The organism is Pseudoalteromonas sp. XMcav11-Q (genome assembly GCF_040104525.1).
Taxonomy (GTDB): domain Bacteria; phylum Pseudomonadota; class Gammaproteobacteria; order Enterobacterales; family Alteromonadaceae; genus Pseudoalteromonas.
This window is the reverse complement of the sequence record NZ_JBECOX010000001.1, coordinates 454,842-477,784: the sequence shown is the minus strand read 5'-3', so window position 1 is coordinate 477,784 and position 22,943 is coordinate 454,842. Positions and strand designations below refer to the sequence as shown.

Genomic DNA, 22,943 nt, shown 5'->3' with positions numbered 1-22,943 from the left:
AGACAACCTACACTTACTGATTAAAATCTATCCCATTGTCAGTCATCACAAAATATCGTTTAATAAGGGCATTCAGCCCCAATCATGATGTTTACGGGGTTAAGCAGTTTAAAAGGAATATTGATGGTAGAACAGAACCCCGAATTAACCCCAGAGACTCAAGTTCTGATTGAAAAAGCTCAAAGTGGAGATGCAGATGCTCAGTGCAATCTGGGTGTTATGTATGAATATGGTCAAGGCGTCGCGCAAAGCGATGAGAAAGCGGTTGAGTATTATCGGTTGGCCGCAGAGCAGGGAAATGCGCGTGGTCAGCGTAACTTGGGTGTTATGTATAGACAAGGAAAAGGCGTCGCGCAAAGCGATGAGAAAGCGGTTGAATATTTCCAGTTGGCCGCAGAGCAGGGAGATGCAGATGCTCAGTGCAATCTGGGTGTTATGTATGAGAAAGGAAAAGGCGTAGCGCAAAGCGATGAGAAAGCAGTTGAGTATTACCGGTTGGCTGCAGAGCAGGGAAATGCGCGCGGTCAGTGCTACTTGGGTGTTATGTATAGTCAAGGAAAAGGCGTCGCGCAAAGTGATGAGAAAGCGGTTGAGTATTACCGGTTAGCCGCAGAGCAGGGAGATGCAAATGCTCAGTGCTCTTTGGGTATTATGTATGAATTTGGTCAAGGTGTAGCGCAAAGCGATGAGAAAGCAGTTGAGTATTACCGGTTGGCCGCAGAGCAGGGAAATGCGCGCGGTCAGTTCTGCGTGGGTGTTATGTATAAACAAGGAAAAGGCGTCGCGCAAAGTGATGAGAAAGCGGTTGAATATTTCCAGTTGGCCGCAGAGCAGGGAGATGCAGATGCTCAGTGCAATCTGGGTGTTATGTATGAATATGGTCAAGGCGTCGCGCAAAGTGATGAGAAAGCGTTTGAGTATTACCGGTTGGCCGCAGAGCAGGGAGATGCAGATGCTCAGTGCAATCTGGGTGTTATGTATAGACAAGGAAAAGGCGTCGCGCAAAGTGATGAGAAAGCAGTTGAGTATTATCAGTTGGCCGCAGAGCAGGGAGATGCAGATGCTCAGTGCAATCTGGGTGTTATGTATGAATATGGTCAATGCGTAGCGCAAAGTGATGAGAAAGCGGTTGAGTATTACCGGTTGGCCGCGGATCAGGGGAATGCGCGCGCTCAGTGCAACTTGGGTGTTACGTATGAATATGGTCAAGGCGTAGTGCAAAGTGATAAGGAAGCGGTTAAGTATTACCAGTTGGCCGCAGAGCAGGGAAATGCGCTCGCTCAGTGCAACTTGGGCAATATGTATAGGCAAGGAAAAGGCGTAGCGCAAAGTGATGAGAAAGCGGTTGAGTATTTTCAGTTGGCTGCGGAGCAAGAAAACGCTCGGGCTATATTTATTCTGGCCTATTGCTACTTTCGGGGAAAAGGGGTCACTCAAAGCTTTACAGAGACCAAAGCTCTGTGTGAACAAGTGTTCAAAGATCCTCTACTCAGCTTTGAAGCCTATGAGCTTCACGATCGAGCTGAGCGTTTTGAACAATCAAAGTCAATTAGCGCTTTAAGAGAGGAGATACTCTCTCATTTGACAGTCAGTAAAAATCGTACGATGACCCACTATACCGCTTTCGACGTTGGCCACGCAATTTTGTTGGAAAAAAGCCCTTTTAGGCTGGGGCACATTAACGCAGTAAATGATCCTAATGAGGGAAAATTACTCTGGCAGGAATTAGGTTACGAGCCGGAAGAGGGTAACCCCGTGTTTATTGGTTGTTTTTTACCAGACAGCGACAGCCTAAATATGTGGCGCTTTTACAGTAAAAACCACTTAAATGACGATGCCTGCGGCTGCGCCATTACCTTTAATACCGGGCGCTTTTTTGACTATCGTTTAATGAAAGATCAGAGCAACCACACTGAGCAAGAGCTGCGAGTGCCCTCATTTGCCAATACCGGACAATCTCCTCAGGAAAGTGCTGCTTTTTACCGGGTTGTTTATCTAAAGGGTAATTTTAAGATACTGGGCCAGGGTGCCAAAAAGCTGCAAGATGACTTTAAAAACCTCAAAAAAGAAGTTGATAAATTTGTTGGCAAGAAACCTACGCCTGAAAAATTACAAACACTTGCTTGGCTACTCGGCCCGCTGCCTTATCTCCTAAAAGATGCCAACTATAAGGATGAGCAGGAACACAGGGTGATAGTCACGCATCTGGACTATGGCGCAAAAGAAATAAAGAGTGAAGATCCCGACTTTGCAAATGGCAAAGCACCGCGCTTATATCTGGAGCTGCACAGAGACGATCATCTGACTCCGATTGAGTACGTTACGCTTGGCCCCAAAGCGCCGAACAAAGAGATGATGGCACCGTACTGGCGACACCAGTTGGCCAGCAAGTTTGAATCGCAGCTGGAAAGACGCAAGGGTAACCCTCTGAATATTAACCCCTCGCGCTGCGCTTATAAGTAGTGCGAGGGATCCCCTGGGCTTGTAGTCGGGCGTTTAGCGCGTTCGACCACGAGCTGGCCCGATAGCGCGATTAAATGGTAAAATAGTGACACCCCTCGCTATTTCCATCTTTGTGGATGGATATTTCCTCATTCTCTCTTACATCGAGCAATTTCAATCAAGTATCTTGCTTTTGATATGATTAAGCTTGTCTGCAGTTCTACTAACACATAGGCGCTTTATGCAAAGCAATCTTTTACAGCAGCGTATTTCGCTCGTTTGCGATTACATCAATCAACATTTAGATGATGAATTAACGGTGAGTTTGCTTAGTGATGTTGCTGCTTTATCTAAATTTCATTTTCATCGCGTATTTGTGGCTTTTATGGGCGTGAATGTGGGTAAGTATATTTTGCTGGCGCGATTAAAGCGGGCGTCTTTTCGCCTAGCATTTGAGCGCGATATTAGAATTATTGATATTGCACTTGAAGCAAAGTTTGATAGTGCTGAGGCCTTCTCTCGAGCTTTTAAACGTACTTTTGAACAAAGTCCTTCACAGTTTAGAAAAGCTGCAAATTGGCCTAGTTGGTATGACATTTTTAATTTTTCACCGCAAAATTTAGGAGTGCAGACAATGCAGGTCGATATTATTAACTTTGAACAGACTCAAATTGCTTTTTTAGAGCACAAAGGGTCAGCAAAACAGATATTTGAAAGTGCCGGCAAGTTTATCGCTTGGCGACAAAATAGCGGGCTTTCACCAATTAATACGAGTCGAACATTTGGCATGCCAAATGGCGACCCTGAAGCCATGGCTGAAGACGCATTTCGTTTTAAATTGTGTGGCTCAGTAAACACTGAAGTACCAGATAACGCGTTTGGCGTCGAAAATGGTGTTATTCCACAAATGCGTTGCGCCAAGGTAAGGCATTTAGGGAGTCACGACAATATGGAGCAAACTATACGCTGGTTGTATCAAAACTGGCTAGCAGACAGTGGCGAATTGCCAGATGCGCATTGCTGCTTTTTTGAATATCATAATTTTGTGCATCAAGTGGATGAGTGCGACTTGATCACCGATATTTACCTGCCATTGCAAAATTGATGATAACGTTACTTGGTTTGCATTTATGGCGACAAATAACCTTTGGGCGTTGGTACTATTAAAATAACGACAAGTAAAAAAGTCGCGGGTATATCACTTGCAACATTTAAAGTTGAGCATTTTTAATGCGTTAGCTAAGTGCAATTTGTGCCTAGCGAGCTAGCAGAAGACCCGGATAGGTCACTCCTTGCGTGTAGCCGGTGATTTGCGTGTTGAAATGATAACCTTTGACTGATAAGTTACTAAAATTACTAAATAAAGTTAGCTTGATAATTGTTTTTTACTTGTGAATAAGTGAGATATTCAAGAAATTACGCTAATAGGCTGTTAGCACCACATGAACATGAACATGAAGTATCTTCTAATAATTACATTTTTATTTCCGCTGATGGCTTTGGCACAAAGCAGTACATGCTTTGGGACTACTTCCAATGGCAGCCTTACTAATGGAGTGAAACTTCCATCCGAAGGAAAAAACTATGTAAGCTACAGCATAATGGCAAGATTGGTTGGTCGTACCTACGTTCATTCAGAAGTAAGAAATATCATAGTATCTGCATATAAAGACTTGGAGAATGAACAGCCAACGAAAGTCTACAAATACGCAGAAACAGGATTTAAGGATGGAGGGCAATTCAAACCTCATAAAACTCATAGAAATGGACTTTCGGTTGATTTTATGACACCTGTAAAGGACAAGAATGGGAAATCTATTCATTTGCCCACAAATGCCTTAAATAAGTTGGGTTACAACATCGAGTTTGATGTTAACGACCATTATGATGGTATGTACATAGATTACGAAGCGATTGCAGCTCATGTTGTAGCTTTGCACAAACAAGCCAAGGCGCATGGGCATGATTTATGGCGAGTGATTTTTGACCCGAAATTACAGCCAAATTTATACAAAACTAAGTATGCGCAGTATTTGAAGGATAATATCCAATTTTCCAAAAAACGGTCTTGGGTCAGGCATGATGAACACTACCATGTTGACTTTGCTATACCGTGTAAATAACAGTGCTAGGGTCAGTAACGTACTATAAAACCAGTCACTTTTTGTGCGCTTCGCTGCACAAAAACCGTCAGCTTTGCCAGCCGCTGTGGTCGCCGTTACCATTTTCCACTCTCGCACCATTACAGCAGTCAGGTTTGATTAACCCTAAAGCTCAAACCTGACAGTGACTATTAGCTATTTCAGATAAACATATTCCCGCTTGTTACTCACTCAGTATCTTATCTAAATTCGCTTTTGAGCGGGCGACGCTTTCTAGGGGCGTTAGGCCGCTTGGGTATTCTTCTTGTTCGATTACCAGCCACTGTGTACCGCCGTGTTGCTGCATGGTTTGGATGAGCGCTTTCCAGGGGTAGTGGTTTTCGCCAATGATTGGGCTTTTGTCATCTCCTTGATGAGTACGTATTTTAATATGTGTCGATACGGTTCTTCCTGCATATCGCTTAACATAATCGCTGGGTGATTTACCTGCGTAAATCACCCAGCCGACATCGAGCTGCAGTGGGAAATCGCTAGGGGTATTGGTGGCGATATAATCCCAAAACGTGCTATTAGCGTATGGGTTAAATTCCTTCTCATGATTATGAAATCCGATCCTCATATCATAACGTTTGGCAATTTGGTGCACTTGGTTAAGCTGTTTTACAAATGCTTGCACTTGGTTTTTATCCCATGCTCTTTCATCCCAAGGAATAAAGAGCGTGGATACGCCTAAGGTTTTGTAAAAGAGTAGGGTGCTTGCTCGTTTTTCTTCAGCTAATGCGTCAAAGCCGATGTGGGCGCTGCTCGCAACTAGGCCGAGTTCGGCTAACCTTTGTTTTAATTTACTTGGGTTATTGGCATAGCTGCCAAAGTTTCCCGCAAACTCAACGCCATCAAATCCCATACTAGCGAGTGCTTGCAAGGTGCCGTCGAAGTCTCTTGCCAATTCATCTTTTACCGACCACAGTTGAACGCTAACGGGCAAAGGTTGAAGGGAAGGCTGTGCATACAGTGGCGAGATAAAAATTAAAGCAATGAACAGCATTACTTGCTTTAATCGGTTGGTGTTTTCAACAAACATGATCTACTCCTAAAGAAAAAGCAGAGCTAGACTCTGCTTCGGTTAGTCATAACAAAATGACTCAAGGGTTAGTCGCGGTACGCATACTGGCTTAGCCCAAGCTCTGCGAGTACGCCATCTAGATGCGCCTTGGCTTCGGCAGTAGGCCCTGGATAATCACCTGCAATTGGCATATTGCCCAGATAACCTATGTCTTGACAGCCCTCAGGTGTGCAGAAGTAAGCGCCGAGAACGAGATCTTTAAAGCGCAAGAATGCTTTACCTATACGCTGAAATTGCTCTGGTGTTTGTGCATTAAAATAAGCAATATCATCCATAATCTTACTTTGCTGCGTTGCGCTAAGTTGTATAAATGGCTTTTTAAAGCGCAAAGTCGACTCATCGTCAATCCAAGCAAGCGCATGGAGTATTGTCACTCTGTCTTTTTGTTGTCCGTGATACGGTGCGCTTACCCATTCATCGATCACACTCGGTACTTGTACTTCAGAAGCCGATGGATGATTTCCTTCCTTTGGCACAATAAAATCAGCTAGTACTGCAACTAACGTGAGCTGCGCTTCGGTGAGGGTGAGCGGCCAAGGTGATTCTGGCGGCATGATCATGTTTGGATCGGTGCCATACCCTTGAGCGCTAACTGGCTTTATTTCAATATCTGGCCAGTGCCCAGCTGCAGCCGTTTCACCTTCAATGGCCTTACTGCAACCAGCGGTGAGTGTCACCGCAGATCCAGCAGCAAGCAAGCCTAACCACTTTAATGACTCGCGACGTGTCATGCCTGAAATATATTTATAAGAATCAACGCGATCAGGTGTATTCATCACAGTGCTCCTTTATCAATTTGTGCTGCCAACCAAGTTGAGTTTCGCATCGCTAAGGTCATTATGGTTAAGGTACAATTTTTATGGGGGTTAGACGCAAAGACACCGGCATCCATCACAAATAGATTGTTACAGTCCCATGTTTGGCCCCACTGATTCGTTACCGATTCTTTTGCTGAGCTGCCCATTCTCGTCGTGCCGACTTCATGAATGATCTCACCGCCTTTTGAAATGGCTTTTTCTGCAGGCGGCAGCTCGCCCACTTTGGCACCCATGTTCTCAAGGATCTGTTTCGCGGTTTTGAGACCATGCTCGATTTGCTTGAGCTCTCTGTCAGACCATTTGAAATGGAACTTAGCAACCGGGATCCCCCATTTATCTTTGACGTTTTCGTCAATTTCCATGTAAGAATCTTTGTTCGGTAGCATTTCTCCACGCAGTGCAAATCCAACATAGGAGCCATAAGCGTCACGCACTTGTTGCTTTAACTTGGGGCCATAACCTTGTTTATTGCCAGATACGCCAGAGCCCGGTTGATTAAAGCCGCTGCTAATTTCAAAGTGATAGCCGCGCGGGAAATTAAGCTCACCTTTCTCATGGGCTTTGTGTCCCCACCAAGGAATAAAAAGGTGGTTCCCGGTATGGCCGTCTTCGTTATAACGCGGGCGACCTTTTAACGCAGGGATTTGCGCACCAAGCCAAGCACCTGTAGAGTCCATTAGATTGCGACCTACCTGACCACTTGAGTTTGCAAGTCCCTTGGGATGTTTTGCATGTTTAGAATTAAGCAAAATACGGGCAGATTCACAAGCGCTGGCCGCCAAAATCACCACATCTGCATTGACTGCATGTTCTTGTGCAGACTTTTTATCGACATAAGTCACACCAGTTACTTTGCCATCTTCATTCACCGCCACCGACTTCACCATGGCATCGGTGATCACTTCAAGGTTTCCTGTCGCTTTGGCCATCGGAATAAGCGAGGTTGTAGTTTGGAATGCTGCACCAATTGAGCAACCGTGGCCACAAGGTGTGGCGTAAAAACATGCTAAGCGGTCGTCTTTATTACGAGTCAGCACAGCTCTGTGCATAGGAACCGCTGGGATCCCCATTTTTTTCGCGGCAGCTGCAACCAATAATTCGGGTACTCTTGGTGTTGGTGGTGGCTGTAACACGCCAGGCGCAGAAGGGGGCATGTCATCCAAGCCGGTATTAGTACCACAGATCCCGACTATTTCTTCTGTTTTATCATACCAAGGTGCAATGTCCTGATATTCAAACGGCCAATCAGCGCCATGTCCATCGCGGCTTTTGCCCTTAAAGTCGTGCTCACTAAAACGCAGCGAGTAGCGACCCCAGTGATTGGTTCGGCCACCGAGCATACGTGCACGCCACCAATAAAAATCGGTGTTTTCAGCGCGCGTGTATGGTTCATCTGGCACCTGCCAACCGCCATCAATCGTCGCGTCGTAAAAACCAAAGTTCTTATCCTTATTACCAGCGCCCATGAGTGGGGCTTCGCTATTGCGGCGGAACATCGGGCTTTCTGTTTTTGGGTCGTAATTTCTGCCAGCTTCTAGCAATAAAACTTTGTGGCCTAGCTTAGTGAGTGTATAAGCGGCCATTGCGCCACCGGCACCTGAGCCAACGACCAATACTTTATGATCAAATGTTGCCATAGTTACAGCTCCTTGATCTTAATGTTTTTGAACCAGACTTTGTCGCCGTGATCTTGCAGGCCGATGTGGCCTTTTTTACCTTCAGCAAACCCTTGCCATGTCGCAAATTTACTGTTCTTAACCAAAGCATTCCAAGTGGTGCTGCCAATCACGATACTCGTCGTGCTTACACCATTTTGCCAAACTTGTAGGTGACTATCTTGTAGCTTAATACGAACTTGGTTCCAAGCTTCGGCAGCTTTATGTGCCGTACTTGGTGCGGCGAACAGGTCATAAATAGAACCTGCAAGGTGAGAGTCTATTTTATTGTCTGGGTGTTCTTTGTTATCTAGAATCTGGATTTCTGGGGCGTGGGAGTATATAGCTCCACCTTTTTCATCCGCCAATACAAAGATCCCACTGTTGCCTTTTTTAGAAATCTTCCAATCGAGCTGGAGCTCAAAATTCTGATACTGTTTTTTGGTCAGAATATCGCCGCCACCACCTTGGGTAAGTGTCATCGCGCCGTCCTTAACTTGCCACTGGCTACTTAGGCCGTCACTTTTAAAGTTGCGCCATTGCGACATATCTTTGCCATCGAAAAGCAGTTGCCATCCGGCTTGTTGTTCTTGCGGGCTCAATTGGTTGTCAGTTGTACTAGCGCAAGCCGCACAACTAACAGCCAATGCCAGCGTTAGTATTTTTATAGAGTTGAGCATATTGGAACCTCGTCTGTTCACTTTTTACTTGTTGCTACTTAATACAAAGGGTATTACGCGTATTTCTCAACGCGTTTATTTTTATTGATATAAAGGTAAAGGCCGATAAAAGCGGCTATGAGAATAGCTGGGAATAACAGGATATTTTCAAGCACCGCTTGACCTGCAACTAGTTCTGATTGCTGCGCGGTTAAGTTTGCTGCTTGGGCTTCGAGTCGCGCCGAATCAATCCAACTACCAATTACTGGATTCCACATGCTGACAGCGAACATCCCCGCACCGCCCATTAAAGACATACCAAGTGCGCCTGTTTTTGGGGTATATTCTGCAACACAGCCCAGCATGGTTGGCCAAAAATAAGTGACACCCAAGGCAAATAATATTGCGGCCAAGTAGATTGCTGACCCTTGTGCTTGGCTCATCATGAAAATCCCCGCGGTTGCCAATACCGCAGAGCCGAGTAACACGCCTGTTGGATTAAAGCGGTGGACTATTGGGCCGGCAAAGAAGCGACCTAAAGCCATCAAGCCTGTGATCAGTGCGAGGATCATCATAGGAGAGGCGCCTGACGCTCCCAGTATGCGTTCAATCCACTGTTGTGTACCAAGTTCGGTTGTTGCTGTTAAGGTCATACAGCAAATTAAAAATAGGTAGAGCGGAGAAAACAGGTGCTTGAGATTGCTGGTGGTGGAATGATCTGTGCGGTCAAATTCAGGAAACTGTGACTTGACCATCATCGCTCCGTAAATCAGCGTTGGAATTAATATTAAAGCAACTTGCCATTGCCAATTAAAGCCCGATGCAGTCATGGCATTCGATGCCAGTGCACCAATCACAATGCCGCCTGGAAACCAGACATGAAATCGGTTGAGCATGGTCGTGGTGTTTTTCGGATACATTTCGGCAATCAGTGGATTACAGCCAGCTTCCACTGAACCATTCGCAAAACCGATTAAAAACGTCGAGATCAGCAGTAACCAAAAACCATCAGCGGTAATGGTTAAAACCAACCCTGCAAAGTGGCAAATAAAGGCGAGGGCAACTAACTTTTTGGCGCCAATGGCGTTGTAGATTGCGCCACCTAACATGGTTGCAACGGGAAAGCCCAGAAATGCCATGGCGTTAACCCAACCAAGTTCTGTATCTGAGAGTCCAAACTGCTCACCTAATTGCCCCAAAATGCCTGCGCGAATAGCGAACGTCATTGATGTGACGACCAGTGCTAGGCAACAGAGCTGAAACACGGTCCGATTATGATTATTATTATTCATGGTCGTAGTCCTGTTTATTTTATGCCGAGGATTTGATTATTGCGTTCGGTATCGGTGCTACTTCCTGCAAAATCATCGAAGGCTTTTTCGGTTGGTCTTATCAAGTGCTGTTTGATAAATTCGGCACCTTCTTTGGCCCCATCTTCAGGGTGCTTAATACAGCACTCCCATTCCAATACAGCCCAACCATCAAAACCGTACTGTGTTAACTTACTAAATATTTTCTTAAAGTCGACCTGTCCGTCACCTAATGAACGGAACCGTCCTGGCCGTTGTTGCCATCCTTGGTATCCGCCGTAAACACCGCAGCGGCCATTGGGGATAAATTCGGCATCTTTTACATGGAACGCTTTGATACGTTCATGGTAGATGTCGATAAACGCTAAGTAGTCCAATTGCTGTAAGACAAAGTGACTTGGATCGTAAAGAATATTGGCTCGCGGGTGATTATTCGTCGCCGCTAAAAAGCGTTCAAAAGTCACGCCATCGTGTAGATCTTCACCTGGATGAAGCTCATAGCACACATCGACTCCAACCTCGTCAAAGCGGTTTAAAATAGGCAACCAGCGTTTTGCGAGCTCCTCAAACCCTTGTTCTACCAAGCCATTTGGACGTTGTGGCCATGGGTAAAAGGTATGCCAGAGCAAGGCGCCAGAAAAGCTTGCGTGACTGGTTAGCCCAAGCTTAGCACTGGCACTGGCCGCTAGCATTAGCTGCTCGGTTGCCCACTCCATACGAGCCTGAGGCGAGCCATGCACTTTTGCTGGTGCAAAGCCGTCAAACATTTGGTCATAAGCTGGGTGCACCGCCACTAGTTGACCCTGCAAATGGGTTGATAGCTCTGAAATAGTAAGGCCATGCTCTGCAGCAATACCAGTGATCTCGTCGCAATAATCTTGGCTTTCAGCGGCTTTTTGCAGATCAAACAGTCGTTGTTCCCAACTTGGTAGCTGAATACCTTTATAACCTAGGCTACTTGCCCACTGGCAAATACTATTAAAATTGTTAAATGGCACCTCGTCCGAGACAAACTGCGCGAGAAAAATAGCGGGTCCTTTAATTTGCTTCATTCTTATTTTATCCAATGGTAAAGGGGTGCCACTTAGTGTCTTTTGCACTAGCAGCGACCGCGTTTTCAATAAATGCCATGCCACGGACTGCAGCGTTAATACTTGGCACGTCAAATTCTTCGTGCTGCACATTGAGTTGCTGTTGGTGTGCACGAATAAGGCTGGCGAAGTTAAGGTAGATATTTGCAAATGCTTCCAGATATCCCTCAGGGTGACCGGCTGGCACACGAGTTGCGCTAATGGCTGCTTGGCTAAGTGAACCCACTCCTGTGCGGATCAACTGAGCTGGAGCATTTGCCGCACGTAACCACAAACTATTAGGCTCCATTTGCGACCATTCGATACTGGCTTTGTCACCATAGATTTTTAAGGTGAGATTATTTTCTTCGCCAAGGGCTATTTGGCTTGCCATCAACACGCCCTTTGCACCGTTGCCAAAGCGCAGTAACACGGTGCCGTCATCGTCGAGCTGTCGGCCGGACACAACCGTGTTTAAATCCGCACAAAGCGCCTCTATCTCCAAGCCACTCACATATTCGGCGAGGTTCGCTGCGTGCACACCGATATCGCCCATACAACAACTCACGCCAGACTTACTTGCATCTAGTCGCCAGCTGGCTTGCTTGCTGTTTTCGTCATCAGCACTTGCAAGCCATCCTTGACTATATTCAACGACGACTTTGCGTATTTTGCCAAGTTCGCCATTTGCGATGCGGTGGCGTGCTTCTTTCACCATTGGGTAGCCGGTATAGGTGTGTGTTAATCCGTACAAGCAATTGCTCTTCTGAAGCTGTGTTTGTAGACGCAGAGCCTCAGATAAATTGAGCGTTGCAGGTTTATCACTCAAGACGTGAAAGCCGTGTTCGATAGCGGCTGTGGCAATCGGAAAATGCAAATGGTTTGGGGTCACGATGGCAACAAAGTGGATGCGCTCCGACTCTGGTAGTTCCGCCTCTTGTTGTAAGAGTGCTTGGTAGCTGGTATAGCAACGTGCTGGGTTAAGCCCGAGTTGCTGGCCCATTGCTAGGCTTTTGTTTGGATCGGCGCTAAATGCGCCTGCAACAAGTTCAATTTGACCATCTAAACGCGCGGCTATGCGGTGCACAGCACCTATGAAAGCGCCTTCTCCACCACCGATCATGGCCATGCGGATTTTGTTATTATCCATCGTTTAGCTCCGTCTCCGTCGAGTTATCGAGGTAAGTTAATCTGATGTTATTGATAATAGGTAACAGAGGCGCCAAAGTGATAATAAAAATTCGGTTGACAATGCAACAAAATCGGCGTTTAAAATAAATTATTATAATTATAAAAAGGCGGTAAGTAGGGCAATGGAAGAGCAAACAATATTGAATAAAGCTGGCGTAAATCAATTGATTGCAGCATTTGATCTGATCCCAGACATCCTCTTTTGGGTCAAAGACACAAAAAGTAGAATAGTGCATGCGAACCAACACTTTGTTGAACATCAGGGCTATAAAACCCTAGATCAAATCTTACTGAAAACCGATTTTGACTTTTCACCGCAACACTTGGCATTCCAATACGTTAACGATGATAAACGAGTGATGGAAGGCTTTATCGTGACGGATAGATTAGAACTCAATCAAACCGCAAATGGGGAATTGGCATGGTTTTCCACGTCAAAAAAAGTGTTACTTGATGGCGAAAATGCGATTATGGGCACTTATGGTGTTACACGACATCTAGCGAAAACGTCAAAGGCGTTGTCTCACGTAAGAGCCATTGAAGCGCCCGTTGAATTTATTCGGGCACATTACCATCGTCATATTTGTATCGAAGAATTGGCGGAACTTGCTCACCTGTCGGTAAGCGCACTGGAGCGTAGATTTAAAAAGCATTTAGCCAAAACTCCCAATCAATTTATCAACGAAGTGAGATTGGAAAATGCCCGTAAATTATTGGTCGAAACACGTTTACCAGTATCACAAGTCGCTTATCAGTGTGGCTTTTCAGAGCCAAGTTATTTTAGCAAGCAGTTTCGTCGTTTATTTGGTGAAATCCCGTCGCAATTACGTAAGGAATTAACGTCGAGCGAGCGTTAACGCTGCGACTTCTGGTGGTAATGCTGGTGTCACCAGCGCATTTGCGTACTCGGCAGCTAACCATGGGCGTATAGGCATAGCAATGCCCCCAACTAGCGCGACTTTCTGTGCCCCTAAGCTCTGCAAATGACGGACATAACGCTCAATAAACCGTGCCGCGCTACTTAAGATTTGCTCAGCATAGGGATCGTTTGGCGTAGCAAAAACATGTTGAGCAAACTGGGCAAAATACTGGGGAGTGGCGTTTAGCGTGAGTTTGACTAGCTGTTCGGTACTGTGGCAATTCATGGCAGCCAAAAACGACTCAATCATCAGACTGCTAGGGGATAGTGTATCAAGCACCTCGATGGCATGCTTCACTAAACTCAAACCGATCCAACTGCCACTTGCACCATCACTGAGTAATAATCCGTGGCCACCGAACTCCCTAAATTGTCCATGCGTCACCAGACCCGCGCAAAATCCGGTGCCAAGAATGATTACACCGCCATCTTCGTGTTGATGCGCACCAAGGCAAGCTATGTGTGCATCGGTTGAAAATTGAAAACGTGCAAAAGGGGAACGCCATTGCTGCATCGCCTCACAAGCCGTCGTGACATTCGCGCCGGCAAGTCCTGCAAAAGCACTGATGTTGGCAATATCGTGGTGGGGGATTTTTGCGTTTGTCAGCGCTGTCATTGTTGCGCTCAACATTGACTCTTGGGCCTGATGTATTGATGTTGCTATGTTTGCAGGGCCGCTGGTGGCCTCGGCAAGGAGCTGTCCATGTTGATCCTCGAGGCGGACTTTACATTTCGTACCGCCACCATCAATCCCTAAAAATAGCTTCGATGCTGTCATTGTATTGCCTTTTCTGATCCGGTGAGTATTGCATTAACTAGCCTTGGGCAAACTTCATCGCCATGATGCACGCCAGAGTGAGTATGTAGAGAGAGTGGACCAAATTCACTTAAAAGCCAAAGATCCGCGGCGTTTTTCGTGTTGACCCCTCCACCGATCACCACTTCGATTTCAGCATTGAGTTTTTTCAGTAAGACAATGAGCTGACTGGTACCAAACGCTGCGCCTTTACCACTTTGCCATGTATTGCCGGCGCTTAAGACCCGCTCAACGCCTAACTCTAGCAGCGTCTCGGCTGCCTGCTGCCAGTTTGCAGCGGCATCAAAGGCGCGATGAAAGGTGACAGAAAGGCCTAAGGATTTTGCCGTGGCAATGAGTGCGCTACAGTGGTCAGCCGCTATCTCCTGATTGTCGTCGATAAAACCAAGCGCAATACCGGTTGCACCCGCGCAAGCAATGCCATCTATCTCTTTTTGTAACTGATAGAGCATGGTGTCATCAATAAAAAAATGCGGTGCTTGGCGTAACATCACAATACATTCGCCAAAGCTTGGTAAATACTGGGCAACTGCCGCTATCGCCGTCGGGTTTGGGGTCAAGCCACCGCAACTCAGAACACCACAGAGCTCTATCCTTGTTGCACCTGATGCAAAAGCAATTTGTGCATTTCGCTGCAACAAATGAGGATTATCGCTGCTGAGGCATATTTCCAAGTTTTTACCTGAATAGTTTGCCGAATTCATATTTCACTCTTGAAGTTGAATAATTTTAAAGTTTAAAATGCTTGGTTTTGAATATTTAATTAGTTCAATAAAAACATTTAGTTACACGTGTTTGGAACGTTTTTAAATTGCCTAATATAGAAACTAATAATGAGTTTTTATGTTAATCAGACTATAAACCAAGGAAATTGAAATTGGATCTTTTTTTGACCTAAACGCCGATTTTGTCTTAGTGCAAACCGAAATTCTATTATCACTTTTTGTAGAGCGCTCCTATTCTGAACGAGTGTTTCACAAACCATTAACCCCTATAGGGAAACAAAAAAGGGTCGTCACAAAGTCATGCGTCATGGAGCAGCAAGGGACGTCGTGGCTTTACAAATTATAAAAAACTTGGAGATAGGAATGGCCAATAATAATAACAGACGCCATGTGACAGGAAGGTCACGGCAATTTAGCAAGTCTGCACTGGTCCTCGCTATGTTATCAGCTACTAACTGGGCAATGGCTGAAGAAACCGAAAAAGAGGAAGCGCAGGAAATCGAAACGATTGAGGTGCGTGGGATCCGCGCATCTATGGCCGAAAACTTGGCGATTAAGCGTTTATCAAACGCGATTGTGGATGCCATTACAGCAGAAGACATTGGCAAGTTTCCCGATAAAAATGTGGCGGATTCACTGCAACGCGTACCCGGTGTGGTGATTTCTCGTAGTGGCGGGGAAGGGGAAAACGTCAGTATTCGTGGTCTTTCCTCTGATCTTACTTTTACGCAGTTAAACGGCAACTTTATCGCGTCTTCTCCGGGCTCGCCGTCGCGCTCTTTTAGTTACTCTTTGTTGCCTTCTACCATGGTGCAATCGGTTGAGGTGTTTAAGTCTTCTGAGGCGCGTTTAGATGAAGGTGGGGTTGGCGGCACGGTTATTCTACACAGCCGGAAACCGCTGGATATGGAGGCAAATTCTGGGGCGTTGAATGTTGAATATACCTACGCTGATGTGACTGAAGAGTACGAGCCTAATTTTAGCGGCGTTTATTCTTGGAAGAACGAAGAAGAAACCTTTGGCTTGCTAGTTGGTTATACCAAACAAGACCGTACCAACCGCTCTTTAGGCGGTGATATGTCGGGCGGTGGCGGTTGGCGTTGGGCAACGAGTTCAGACTTGCCAGCAACGGACACGGCGGGCAATGTGATTGCCGATAGTACACGTCGATTTGCAGCGTTAGAAGATGCATATGGTAACGTTTATGATGGTGTTTGGGCACCGCAAGTTGCAGGTATTGGGGTAACCAAAGAAAAACGTGAACGTCAGGGGTTACAAGCCACCATTCAATGGCGTCCAATAGATGATTTATCTTTAACATTCAATCATTTTCATTTTGAGCTTGGGCAAAATCGCACCACGTCACAAATGTGGATCCCAGAATGGAAGTACAACCCAGATTATCTTACCGGTATTACTCTAGACGAAACCGGTACGATTGTGACTGGCATGGACTTTACCAGTGGCGCAGGTGGCACTGAAGGGAATCTTGAATTTCCTTGGATCATTGGTAGTTATACGGTAGAAAAAGATACCTCGGATACCTACGACTTCGCCTTTGAGTATGCCGGTGACTTATATGACTTACGCGGTAAATTTGGTCACACTGAAGCCAGCGGTGGCCCTTCAGAATCTTGGAGTGCGGCGTATAAAAGCGGCCAACCTGCGAGTCGCAGCGATTCCGGGCAGGTTGAAAACGCCGCTTCATTTGCAGGGTGGCGATTAGGTGACAGAGTGTCGCTGTACGCTGATCCCGCTTTGTTGTCTAACCTTCAGGCTGGTATTGCCGGCGATCCCGATCCGGGTTCGACAGGCTCAAGCTTTGTCGTCAGTGACTTAGAAGAGGACTATGCTCAGTTAGACCTTGATTATCGCGTCGGGTACGGCATCGTTGATACGCTGCGCGTCGGTGCTAAATATCGTAAAGCAACACTACACCGCGAAACCAACAACACCTTCTTTATTACTCAAGATGGGGCTGACAGAATTGCCAGTGGCGAGCTAGATCCATTTAGTCAAGGTGCCATTGATGAAGTGTCTTATCAGTGGATTGGGGGTATGCCAAAACTGGAGGATATTTTGAATGCAACGTCTGAACAAAATATCCCAGGCGGTTTTGAAGTGAATGCGATGCCCACGATCAATTGGGATCGATACCGCGAAATCGTGACTAGTGAATATGTTAAGCACACGCGCCGTGAGCCTGATTTTGTGTTCGACATAGAAGAAGAGATCATGGCCGCCTATCTACAGGCCGATTTTTCTTTTGGAGATTTTAGAGGAAACATCGGAGTACGCTATGTCGAGACTGAAACGCAGATTATGTCGTCGGATAAAATTAACTACTTTTTAGATGACATTGATGATGTCACCGAAGAGGATATTTTAGGTGATGAACGTCTCATTGATGTTGAAACCACCACCGTGCGTACCGTAACCGACTCACAATTTTTACCTAGTTTCAATATTGTCTGGGATGCCAGCGACAATCTTGTCATACGTGGTGCTATCGCCAAAACGATGTCTCGAGCTCCGTTCAACGACATGGGTGCGCCAGAGCAGCTGACCTTTATCTCTCAAGAATGGGCAGACGATAGACTAGAGTTTAGAGGTAACCCTGTGGAGCCTGGGTGGCGTGGTTCAGGTGGTAACAAAGCGCTAAAACCATTTGAATCGGTACAGATGGATTTATCTGCGGAGTATTATTATGGCGAAGGATCTGCGGTTGGCATTGCGGTATTCAACAAAGACGTAGATAACTTTATCGTGCCCTTGATTATTACCTCAGTAAGGCCGTTTGAGGGCTTTGATAACCCTTTTACCGGTGTTGAAATTGTACCGCCGGGTGATATTACCGTCACGCCGTTTACCACCACCGCCAATGGTACAAACGCAACCTCTCGGGGAATAGAGCTGTTTGCACAACATGCATTCGACAATGGCTTTGGTCTCAACGTTAACTACACCCTAAACGATACCAATCAGGCAGACATTAGCGTAGACGGTGAAAAGGTCGGTGAGTCTGCGCTTGTTGGCAGTGCCGATAATCAATTTAACTTCTCCGCCTATTACGAGAATGACACTTTTAGTGTCAGAGCATCATATAACCGCCGAGGAGAAACCGCTTTGGGGCTTGCCGACGGACTCACTGTATATCAGGAACCATACCAACAAGTTGATGTGAACGCTTCTTATAACTTGATGGAAAACCTGATCCTAACCGCGTCTGTGATCAACCTAACCAAAGAAGAACCGAGAACCTTTTATGGTGAAGATTCTAAAGCGAGATTGCGCAGCAGCAGCTACACCGGGCAGCGCTACTATGCCGGGATCACCTATCGATTTTAACTTTGGCGATAACCATAAAGTAATGCAAACAGGGTGAAGTCGTGTCAGCACAACGAGAAACAATATCACGGCTTATCACCTGCTTGTGGTGCGTTTATATCAACCTAGTCACACGAGTTGGTTGATATGTAAGAAGGGATAAATATGAAAACGTTAAATAAAATAAGAAATGCGATCCCGCTCATTGCCGTTAGCAGTTTATTGGCTGCATGTGGCGGCGGGAGCGATGACCCAAAAGTTGAAGAAGTGCCAGTAACCCCTGCTGTGACGACGGCAGAAGTATCAGGTTCAGTGATAAAAGGCGCGTTGAGCCAAGCCCGCATTTCGGTGACGGCGCTCAATGGCTCTAGCATGATGATGGATGAGAACTCGGCAACCAGTCAATCGGGGGAGTTGTTTATAGAACTGACGGGTAAAGCCGGGTTTGGCATTAATTCCACCATTAAAGTGACCGCCACAACGAGCGAAGGCTCGCAGATGCGCTGCGACGCCAGTCGCTGTGGTTCTGTAGGAATTGGGGAGCAGGTAAGTGGCGAGTATATTGCTGGTGTGACTTTGGCTACCTTAAGTCATGTCGCCGTACCGTTTGGTTCAAATGCCGATGGCAGTGCTGATGCTACCTTACAAATCAACGCCTTGACGACACTAGCAACCATGCTGGTGGAGCAGCAAATTGCTGAGGGGCGTAATGTCTCTACTCCCGAATTAATGGCATTGGCAAAAGTGGAGATGTCTGCGTTATTGCTTCGGGCCCTTGGCTGGCAAACCGGGAACATCAATGTTTTTGAGTTACCTGTGGTTAGCGCTGATCAATTAACGAATTTTGAATTAGGAGAAACTTGCACAACCTCTGACTCTGGTGAGCAAAGTTGCGAGATGACATATGTTTCCGAAAGTGTGCAAAAGCTTTCTCTATTCAATGCCGCGTTTGCACAGTTTGACGAGCAAGGCTCTTTGCAAGGCGTCTTAAGCGACTCAGCTAGCAATCTTAGCGCCGCACTTGGCGGTGATGAAGTTGCACTTGAAGCGCTTCGATTGCCAATTTACAACGCGCTTCAAGCTCACCCATTAACTGCGCAGCTAGATCTTAGTGCCGATAGTATTATGGACTTAGCGTTACCATTATTTGATGAGCCGGTCTCCACGGGGCCGATGCAGCAAGTCGTGACATCAGGTGCCACTATCACAGCAAGAAATGCTATTGGTGATGCCGAGAGTGCAGACAAAGCATTTGATGGCGATCCACAAACTAAATGGCTTGACCACAATGACTGGCAGGGGCCACCTACTGAGGAAGCGCCATCTTGGATCCAGGTGGATTTTCCCACTCAACAAGCAATTAGCGGTGTTTACATTACCAGTGCTAATGATGCCCCAGAGCGAGACCCTGAAAATTTCTCTTTACTAGCTTCTAATGATGAGGGTGCGAGTTGGGTTAATTTGGGTAATGTGGTTGGGGCGTCGTTTGAAGCGCGCTTTGAACGTCAAGGCTTTGTATTTGGTAATGCGCAAAAGTATACAAGCTACCGAATTGCAGTGACAAAGAACAAAAATAACGATGGCTTACTGCAAATTGGAGAAATTCAATTTGTTGGGCCGGTTTATCCGAGCGTTGACCATACTGATACTGAGACGTTTGCGGTCACGGCAAGCAATAGTATCGGTGAGGCGGAAAACCAAGATAAGGCATTTGATAACGACCCAACCACTAAGTGGCTAGATCATAATGATTGGCAAGGCCCGCCTACCGTCGAAGCGCCTTCATGGATCCAAGTAGACTTTAATGAGGCGGTGGCGGTTAATCAGCTTGCGATAACGAGCGCCAATGATGCACCAGAGCGAGATCCTGAGAACTTTGCTTTGTTTGGCTCTAACGATAACGGGGTTACATGGCAGCATTTGAGTAATTGGGTTGGTGAGTCTTTTGAAGCGCGAGGGGAGCGTCAAAGCTTTGTGGTAGCGAATCAATTGCCATACCAAAGCTATCGTCTTGAGATAACCAAGAACAAAAATAATGACGGCTTGATGCAGCTTGCTGAGATTGAATTAATCGGTCCAGAAATCTCTGGATTAGATCATGCACAAGTACAAGGTGCGAGTTACTCGGCGCGTTTTAGCATTAGTGATTCAGAGGGCGCAGCGCAAGCATTTGATAAAAATGTTGAGACTAAATGGCTCGATCACAACGACTGGCAGGGGCCACCCACTGTTGAAAATCCGGCTTGGGTTCAAGTTAGCTTGCCGCAAGCGCAAGCGGTAAATACTTTGTACATTACCAGCGCCAATGATGCGCCGGAGCGTGACCCTGAAAACTTCCAACTTTTAGCATCTCACGATGGGGAAGTGTGGCAAGTATTAAATACTTGGGTAGGAGAATCGTTTGAATCGCGTTTTGAACGTCGTGCCTTCGCGTTTGCTAATGGTTTGGCTTACTCACATTATCGCTTGTCTATCAGTAAAAAAGCGAATAATGATGGATTAGTGCAAGTAGCTGAAATTGAACTCGCTGGACCTCAGTATGCACTTGAAGATTTATCTGATTTGGCTGGAACAAGCTTTACCGCGCGTAATCGTATTGGAGATGCAGAAAGTGAACAAAAGGCGTTTGATAATGATATCGAGACAAAATGGCTAGATCACAATGAGTGGCAAGGCCCGCCAACAGAGGAATCACCATCTTGGATCCAAGCCGATTTTACTGCGCCACAGATTGTGAGTGGTTTGGCTATCACCAGTGCTAATGATGCACCAGAACGCGATCCCGAAAACTTCCAGTTACTGGGTTCTAATGATGGCGGTGAGACGTGGACAGAAGTTGCGGTTTGGGTGGGAGAAAGCTGGGATGAGCGCTTACAACGAAGAGCGTTTACTTTCTCCAATGCTTTTGCCTATAGCAGTTATCGTCTAAATATTAGCAAAAATGCGAATAACGATGGCCTAGTACAGATCTCAGAAATCGAACTCCTTGGTCTTAGCGGCAAATAGCCTGAATAACCTAAGGTTAAATAAATCTCAACCAAAAAAAGCCAGAATGCGATTTGCGCTCTGGCTTTTTATTTTTCTCAATGAGAGTGACTTAATATGATTGATTATGCCAATTTACTTAATTAAGTGGTCTATTTTGAGGCAAGAAAATCTTGTCGATAGCCCCGCTACCGCGTCCTGCTATCGCCAAGGTACCTACCTCCGTGTAGGCAAGGCAAAAATTTTGCTATTTAGTTGCTCTAAATGAGAAATTTTTAACGCAGCTAGCGTCAGATTTAATCCCTCAAATTGAGCAAGTATTGAGTCAAATTGGGATTATAACACCTCTACTGCTTGCAAAGACTCGCTTTGGTAGCAGCCCAACAAGCGTACAAACTGGGTATGGTCTTTTAATTCTTCAAGTGCTACTTGGACTTGTGAGTCTGCAATATTGGCAAGCAAATCTACATAAAAGACTTCTTCCCAAGGGTTACCAGGTACTGGGCGTGACTCTAACTTAACCATATTGATATTGTGCTGTTTAAATACCATCAGCGCGTCAGCAAGTGAGCCTACTTGCTGTTTGGTGGCCATAATTAAGCTGGTTTTCGTTGGGATTTGAGTAGATACTTGAAGTGCTTTTCTTGCTACTACAATAAAGCGGCTATGGTTTTCGGTCTGATTCGCAAGGCCAGATTTCACCACTTCTAGACCCATATTTTTACCAGCTTGTGCAGAGCCAATCGCGGCACTATTTGGGTGCTCTGCAGCTTGCTTTAATGCACTAGAGGTTGAGTCGCAAGTTTCATGCTGAATATCCCCAAGACCTTGAATAAAACGGCTGCACTGCGCAAAAGGTTGAGGGTGCGCATAAATTTTGTCGATCGCTTGTAATTCTGTGTCTGGCAAAGCTAGGAGGCAATGCTCTACGGTATGCGTTACTTCGCCCACAATAGATACTTGCGCATGTTGCAATAAATCGAATACTTCGTTGATACTGCCTGAACTGGTATTTTCAATAGGTAAGATACCAAAGTCAGCTTGGCCTTTCTCTACCTGCTCGGTGATTTGCTCAAAGCTTTGGCAACCCATTTCCACAAGCTTACCGGGACGACGACTGAAGTATTTATGACAAGCAAGCTGGCTATAAGAGCCTTGTCCACCCAAGTAGGCAACGCGGTGTGTATCACCTACGGCATCGGGGTTTAAGTTCTTTTGCAGCATGGCTTGCTGGTTTAATACAGAGTCTTCTAAGATAGTTTGGAAAACGCTGTTTATATAAAAGGCATCAAGACCCAGAGATTTACCATATCGGATCAGTTTCTCCAGCAATGCCTGCTCACGTGCTTCATCACGGATAGGTTTGTTGTTGGTAATCTTATATTCCAGCACGCCATGACTAATGCGACGTCGCTTTGCCAGTAAAATCAGTAATTCTGAATCTATCTCATTGATGTCATGCCTAAGGGCATCTAATGTATTTTGTGTCATAGGTCCTCACTCCCATTTAGCCAAAAAAAAAGCCTCCCGAAGTTGGGAGGCTTAGCTATTCTTTTTCACTCGCGAACAGTCAAGCCTCTTCACCTAAAGAAGCTAAAAAAGAAATATGTGTTGCTGTTGCGTGTGATGAAATTCATTTATTCAAACCTTACTTTGAAACTGAATACATTATTAGCATAGAACTAAACGAGAAAACAAGTACTACTTTGGACGTATGCGCAAAAACCTAAGTTATTTGGTGGATAAGTGTCCAATCTCAGTGAGTTAAGTACGTTAATCAAACGTAACTTATTGGCGAGT

16 protein-coding genes are annotated in these 22,943 nt (G+C 45.8%); 6 read left to right on the top strand and 10 right to left on the bottom strand.

All coding sequences use genetic code 11. The annotated features are described in order from the left end of the window. Positions 1 to 123: 123 nt before the first annotated feature. The 3 genes from ABMY45_RS02285 to ABMY45_RS02275 all read left to right on the top strand — a co-directional run bounded on the left by ABMY45_RS02285 (position 124) and on the right by ABMY45_RS02275 (position 4,565). On the top strand, positions 124 to 2,463 hold the full coding sequence (locus ABMY45_RS02285) for a tetratricopeptide repeat protein (RefSeq protein ID WP_349288342.1): 2,340 nt from the start codon (positions 124 to 126) through the stop codon (positions 2,461 to 2,463). 220 nt (positions 2,464 to 2,683) lie between these two features. Next, on the top strand, positions 2,684 to 3,547 hold the full coding sequence (locus ABMY45_RS02280; protein ID WP_227386985.1) for an AraC family transcriptional regulator: 864 nt from the start codon (positions 2,684 to 2,686) through the stop codon (positions 3,545 to 3,547). A gap of 349 nt (positions 3,548 to 3,896) precedes the next feature. Then, complete coding sequence (locus tag ABMY45_RS02275; RefSeq protein WP_349288341.1) at positions 3,897 to 4,565, top strand: penicillin-insensitive murein endopeptidase; 669 nt, start codon at positions 3,897 to 3,899, stop codon at positions 4,563 to 4,565. A 202-nt stretch (positions 4,566 to 4,767) separates the two neighbouring features. Here the strand turns inward: ABMY45_RS02275 and ABMY45_RS02270 are convergent, their stop codons facing one another. The 7 genes from ABMY45_RS02270 to ABMY45_RS02240 all read right to left on the bottom strand — a co-directional run bounded on the left by ABMY45_RS02270 (position 4,768) and on the right by ABMY45_RS02240 (position 12,329). Continuing rightward, positions 4,768 to 5,625, bottom strand: coding sequence for a TIM barrel protein (locus ABMY45_RS02270; protein WP_206471083.1), 858 nt, complete (start codon positions 5,623 to 5,625; stop codon positions 4,768 to 4,770). A 68-nt stretch (positions 5,626 to 5,693) separates the two neighbouring features. Next, the gene (locus ABMY45_RS02265) at positions 5,694 to 6,443 is read right to left on the bottom strand and encodes a gluconate 2-dehydrogenase subunit 3 family protein (RefSeq protein WP_349288340.1); all 750 of its coding nucleotides are present in this window, start codon (positions 6,441 to 6,443) and stop codon (positions 5,694 to 5,696) included. Then, on the bottom strand, positions 6,443 to 8,122 hold the full coding sequence (locus ABMY45_RS02260) for a GMC family oxidoreductase (RefSeq protein WP_017216155.1): 1,680 nt from the start codon (positions 8,120 to 8,122) through the stop codon (positions 6,443 to 6,445). Before ABMY45_RS02260 ends, ABMY45_RS02265 begins: the two co-directional genes overlap by 1 nt. A 2-nt stretch (positions 8,123 to 8,124) precedes the next feature. Continuing rightward, positions 8,125 to 8,820: a DUF1080 domain-containing protein gene (locus ABMY45_RS02255; RefSeq protein ID WP_349288339.1), complete on the bottom strand. Its 696-nt coding sequence runs from the start codon at positions 8,818 to 8,820 to the stop codon at positions 8,125 to 8,127. Between the two features lie 53 nt (positions 8,821 to 8,873). Then, complete coding sequence (locus ABMY45_RS02250; RefSeq protein ID WP_045964393.1) at positions 8,874 to 10,091, bottom strand: MFS transporter; 1,218 nt, start codon at positions 10,089 to 10,091, stop codon at positions 8,874 to 8,876. Between the two features lie 14 nt (positions 10,092 to 10,105). After that, positions 10,106 to 11,161, bottom strand: coding sequence for a sugar phosphate isomerase/epimerase (locus ABMY45_RS02245; protein ID WP_095727397.1), 1,056 nt, complete (start codon positions 11,159 to 11,161; stop codon positions 10,106 to 10,108). 7 nt (positions 11,162 to 11,168) lie between these two features. Next, complete coding sequence (locus tag ABMY45_RS02240) at positions 11,169 to 12,329, bottom strand: Gfo/Idh/MocA family oxidoreductase (protein WP_349288338.1); 1,161 nt, start codon at positions 12,327 to 12,329, stop codon at positions 11,169 to 11,171. 163 nt (positions 12,330 to 12,492) lie between these two features. Between ABMY45_RS02240 and ABMY45_RS02235 the strand changes: the two genes are divergently transcribed. After that, complete coding sequence (locus tag ABMY45_RS02235) at positions 12,493 to 13,227, top strand: AraC family transcriptional regulator (RefSeq protein WP_010606702.1); 735 nt, start codon at positions 12,493 to 12,495, stop codon at positions 13,225 to 13,227. On the opposite strand, the gene ABMY45_RS02230 is transcribed toward ABMY45_RS02235, so the two are convergent. Further along, positions 13,207 to 14,067: a BadF/BadG/BcrA/BcrD ATPase family protein gene (locus tag ABMY45_RS02230; protein ID WP_211858013.1), complete on the bottom strand. Its 861-nt coding sequence runs from the start codon at positions 14,065 to 14,067 to the stop codon at positions 13,207 to 13,209. The genes ABMY45_RS02235 and ABMY45_RS02230 overlap by 21 nt on opposite strands. After that, positions 14,064 to 14,810 carry a copper homeostasis protein CutC gene (locus ABMY45_RS02225; RefSeq protein WP_349288337.1) on the bottom strand — a complete coding sequence of 249 codons (747 nt, stop codon included), beginning with the start codon at positions 14,808 to 14,810 and terminating at the stop codon, positions 14,064 to 14,066. The genes ABMY45_RS02230 and ABMY45_RS02225 overlap by 4 nt, the downstream gene beginning before the upstream one ends. Before the next feature lie 384 nt (positions 14,811 to 15,194). Between ABMY45_RS02225 and ABMY45_RS02220 the strand changes: the two genes are divergently transcribed. Both ABMY45_RS02220 and ABMY45_RS02215 read left to right on the top strand, forming a co-directional pair. Further along, complete coding sequence (locus tag ABMY45_RS02220) at positions 15,195 to 18,179, top strand: TonB-dependent receptor (RefSeq protein WP_349288336.1); 2,985 nt, start codon at positions 15,195 to 15,197, stop codon at positions 18,177 to 18,179. Positions 18,180 to 18,323: 144 nt separating this feature from the next. Next, positions 18,324 to 21,164: a discoidin domain-containing protein gene (locus tag ABMY45_RS02215; RefSeq protein WP_349288335.1), complete on the top strand. Its 2,841-nt coding sequence runs from the start codon at positions 18,324 to 18,326 to the stop codon at positions 21,162 to 21,164. A gap of 315 nt (positions 21,165 to 21,479) precedes the next feature. On the opposite strand, the gene pheA is transcribed toward ABMY45_RS02215, so the two are convergent. Further along, the gene (gene pheA / locus ABMY45_RS02210) at positions 21,480 to 22,634 is read right to left on the bottom strand and encodes a prephenate dehydratase (RefSeq protein ID WP_102057158.1); all 1,155 of its coding nucleotides are present in this window, start codon (positions 22,632 to 22,634) and stop codon (positions 21,480 to 21,482) included. Positions 22,635 to 22,943 lie beyond the last annotated feature (309 nt).

Excerpts from the sequence above, each read along its gene's own strand:
- ABMY45_RS02285 (WP_349288342.1), top strand. The coding sequence starts at position 124 with ATGGTAGAACAGAACCCCGAATTAACCCCAGAGACTCAAGTTCTGATT.
- ABMY45_RS02280 (WP_227386985.1), top strand. The coding sequence starts at position 2,684 with ATGCAAAGCAATCTTTTACAGCAGCGTATTTCGCTCGTTTGCGATTAC.
- ABMY45_RS02275 (WP_349288341.1), top strand. The coding sequence starts at position 3,897 with ATGAAGTATCTTCTAATAATTACATTTTTATTTCCGCTGATGGCTTTG.
- ABMY45_RS02270 (WP_206471083.1), bottom strand. The coding sequence starts at position 5,625 with ATGTTTGTTGAAAACACCAACCGATTAAAGCAAGTAATGCTGTTCATT.
- ABMY45_RS02265 (WP_349288340.1), bottom strand. The coding sequence starts at position 6,443 with ATGAATACACCTGATCGCGTTGATTCTTATAAATATATTTCAGGCATG.
- ABMY45_RS02260 (WP_017216155.1), bottom strand. The coding sequence starts at position 8,122 with ATGGCAACATTTGATCATAAAGTATTGGTCGTTGGCTCAGGTGCCGGT.
- ABMY45_RS02255 (WP_349288339.1), bottom strand. The coding sequence starts at position 8,820 with ATGCTCAACTCTATAAAAATACTAACGCTGGCATTGGCTGTTAGTTGT.
- ABMY45_RS02250 (WP_045964393.1), bottom strand. The coding sequence starts at position 10,091 with ATGAATAATAATAATCATAATCGGACCGTGTTTCAGCTCTGTTGCCTA.
- ABMY45_RS02245 (WP_095727397.1), bottom strand. The coding sequence starts at position 11,161 with ATGAAGCAAATTAAAGGACCCGCTATTTTTCTCGCGCAGTTTGTCTCG.
- ABMY45_RS02240 (WP_349288338.1), bottom strand. The coding sequence starts at position 12,329 with ATGGATAATAACAAAATCCGCATGGCCATGATCGGTGGTGGAGAAGGC.
- ABMY45_RS02235 (WP_010606702.1), top strand. The coding sequence starts at position 12,493 with ATGGAAGAGCAAACAATATTGAATAAAGCTGGCGTAAATCAATTGATT.
- ABMY45_RS02230 (WP_211858013.1), bottom strand. The coding sequence starts at position 14,067 with ATGACAGCATCGAAGCTATTTTTAGGGATTGATGGTGGCGGTACGAAA.
- ABMY45_RS02225 (WP_349288337.1), bottom strand. The coding sequence starts at position 14,810 with ATGAATTCGGCAAACTATTCAGGTAAAAACTTGGAAATATGCCTCAGC.
- ABMY45_RS02220 (WP_349288336.1), top strand. The coding sequence starts at position 15,195 with ATGGCCAATAATAATAACAGACGCCATGTGACAGGAAGGTCACGGCAA.
- ABMY45_RS02215 (WP_349288335.1), top strand. The coding sequence starts at position 18,324 with ATGAAAACGTTAAATAAAATAAGAAATGCGATCCCGCTCATTGCCGTT.
- pheA (WP_102057158.1), bottom strand. The coding sequence starts at position 22,634 with ATGACACAAAATACATTAGATGCCCTTAGGCATGACATCAATGAGATA.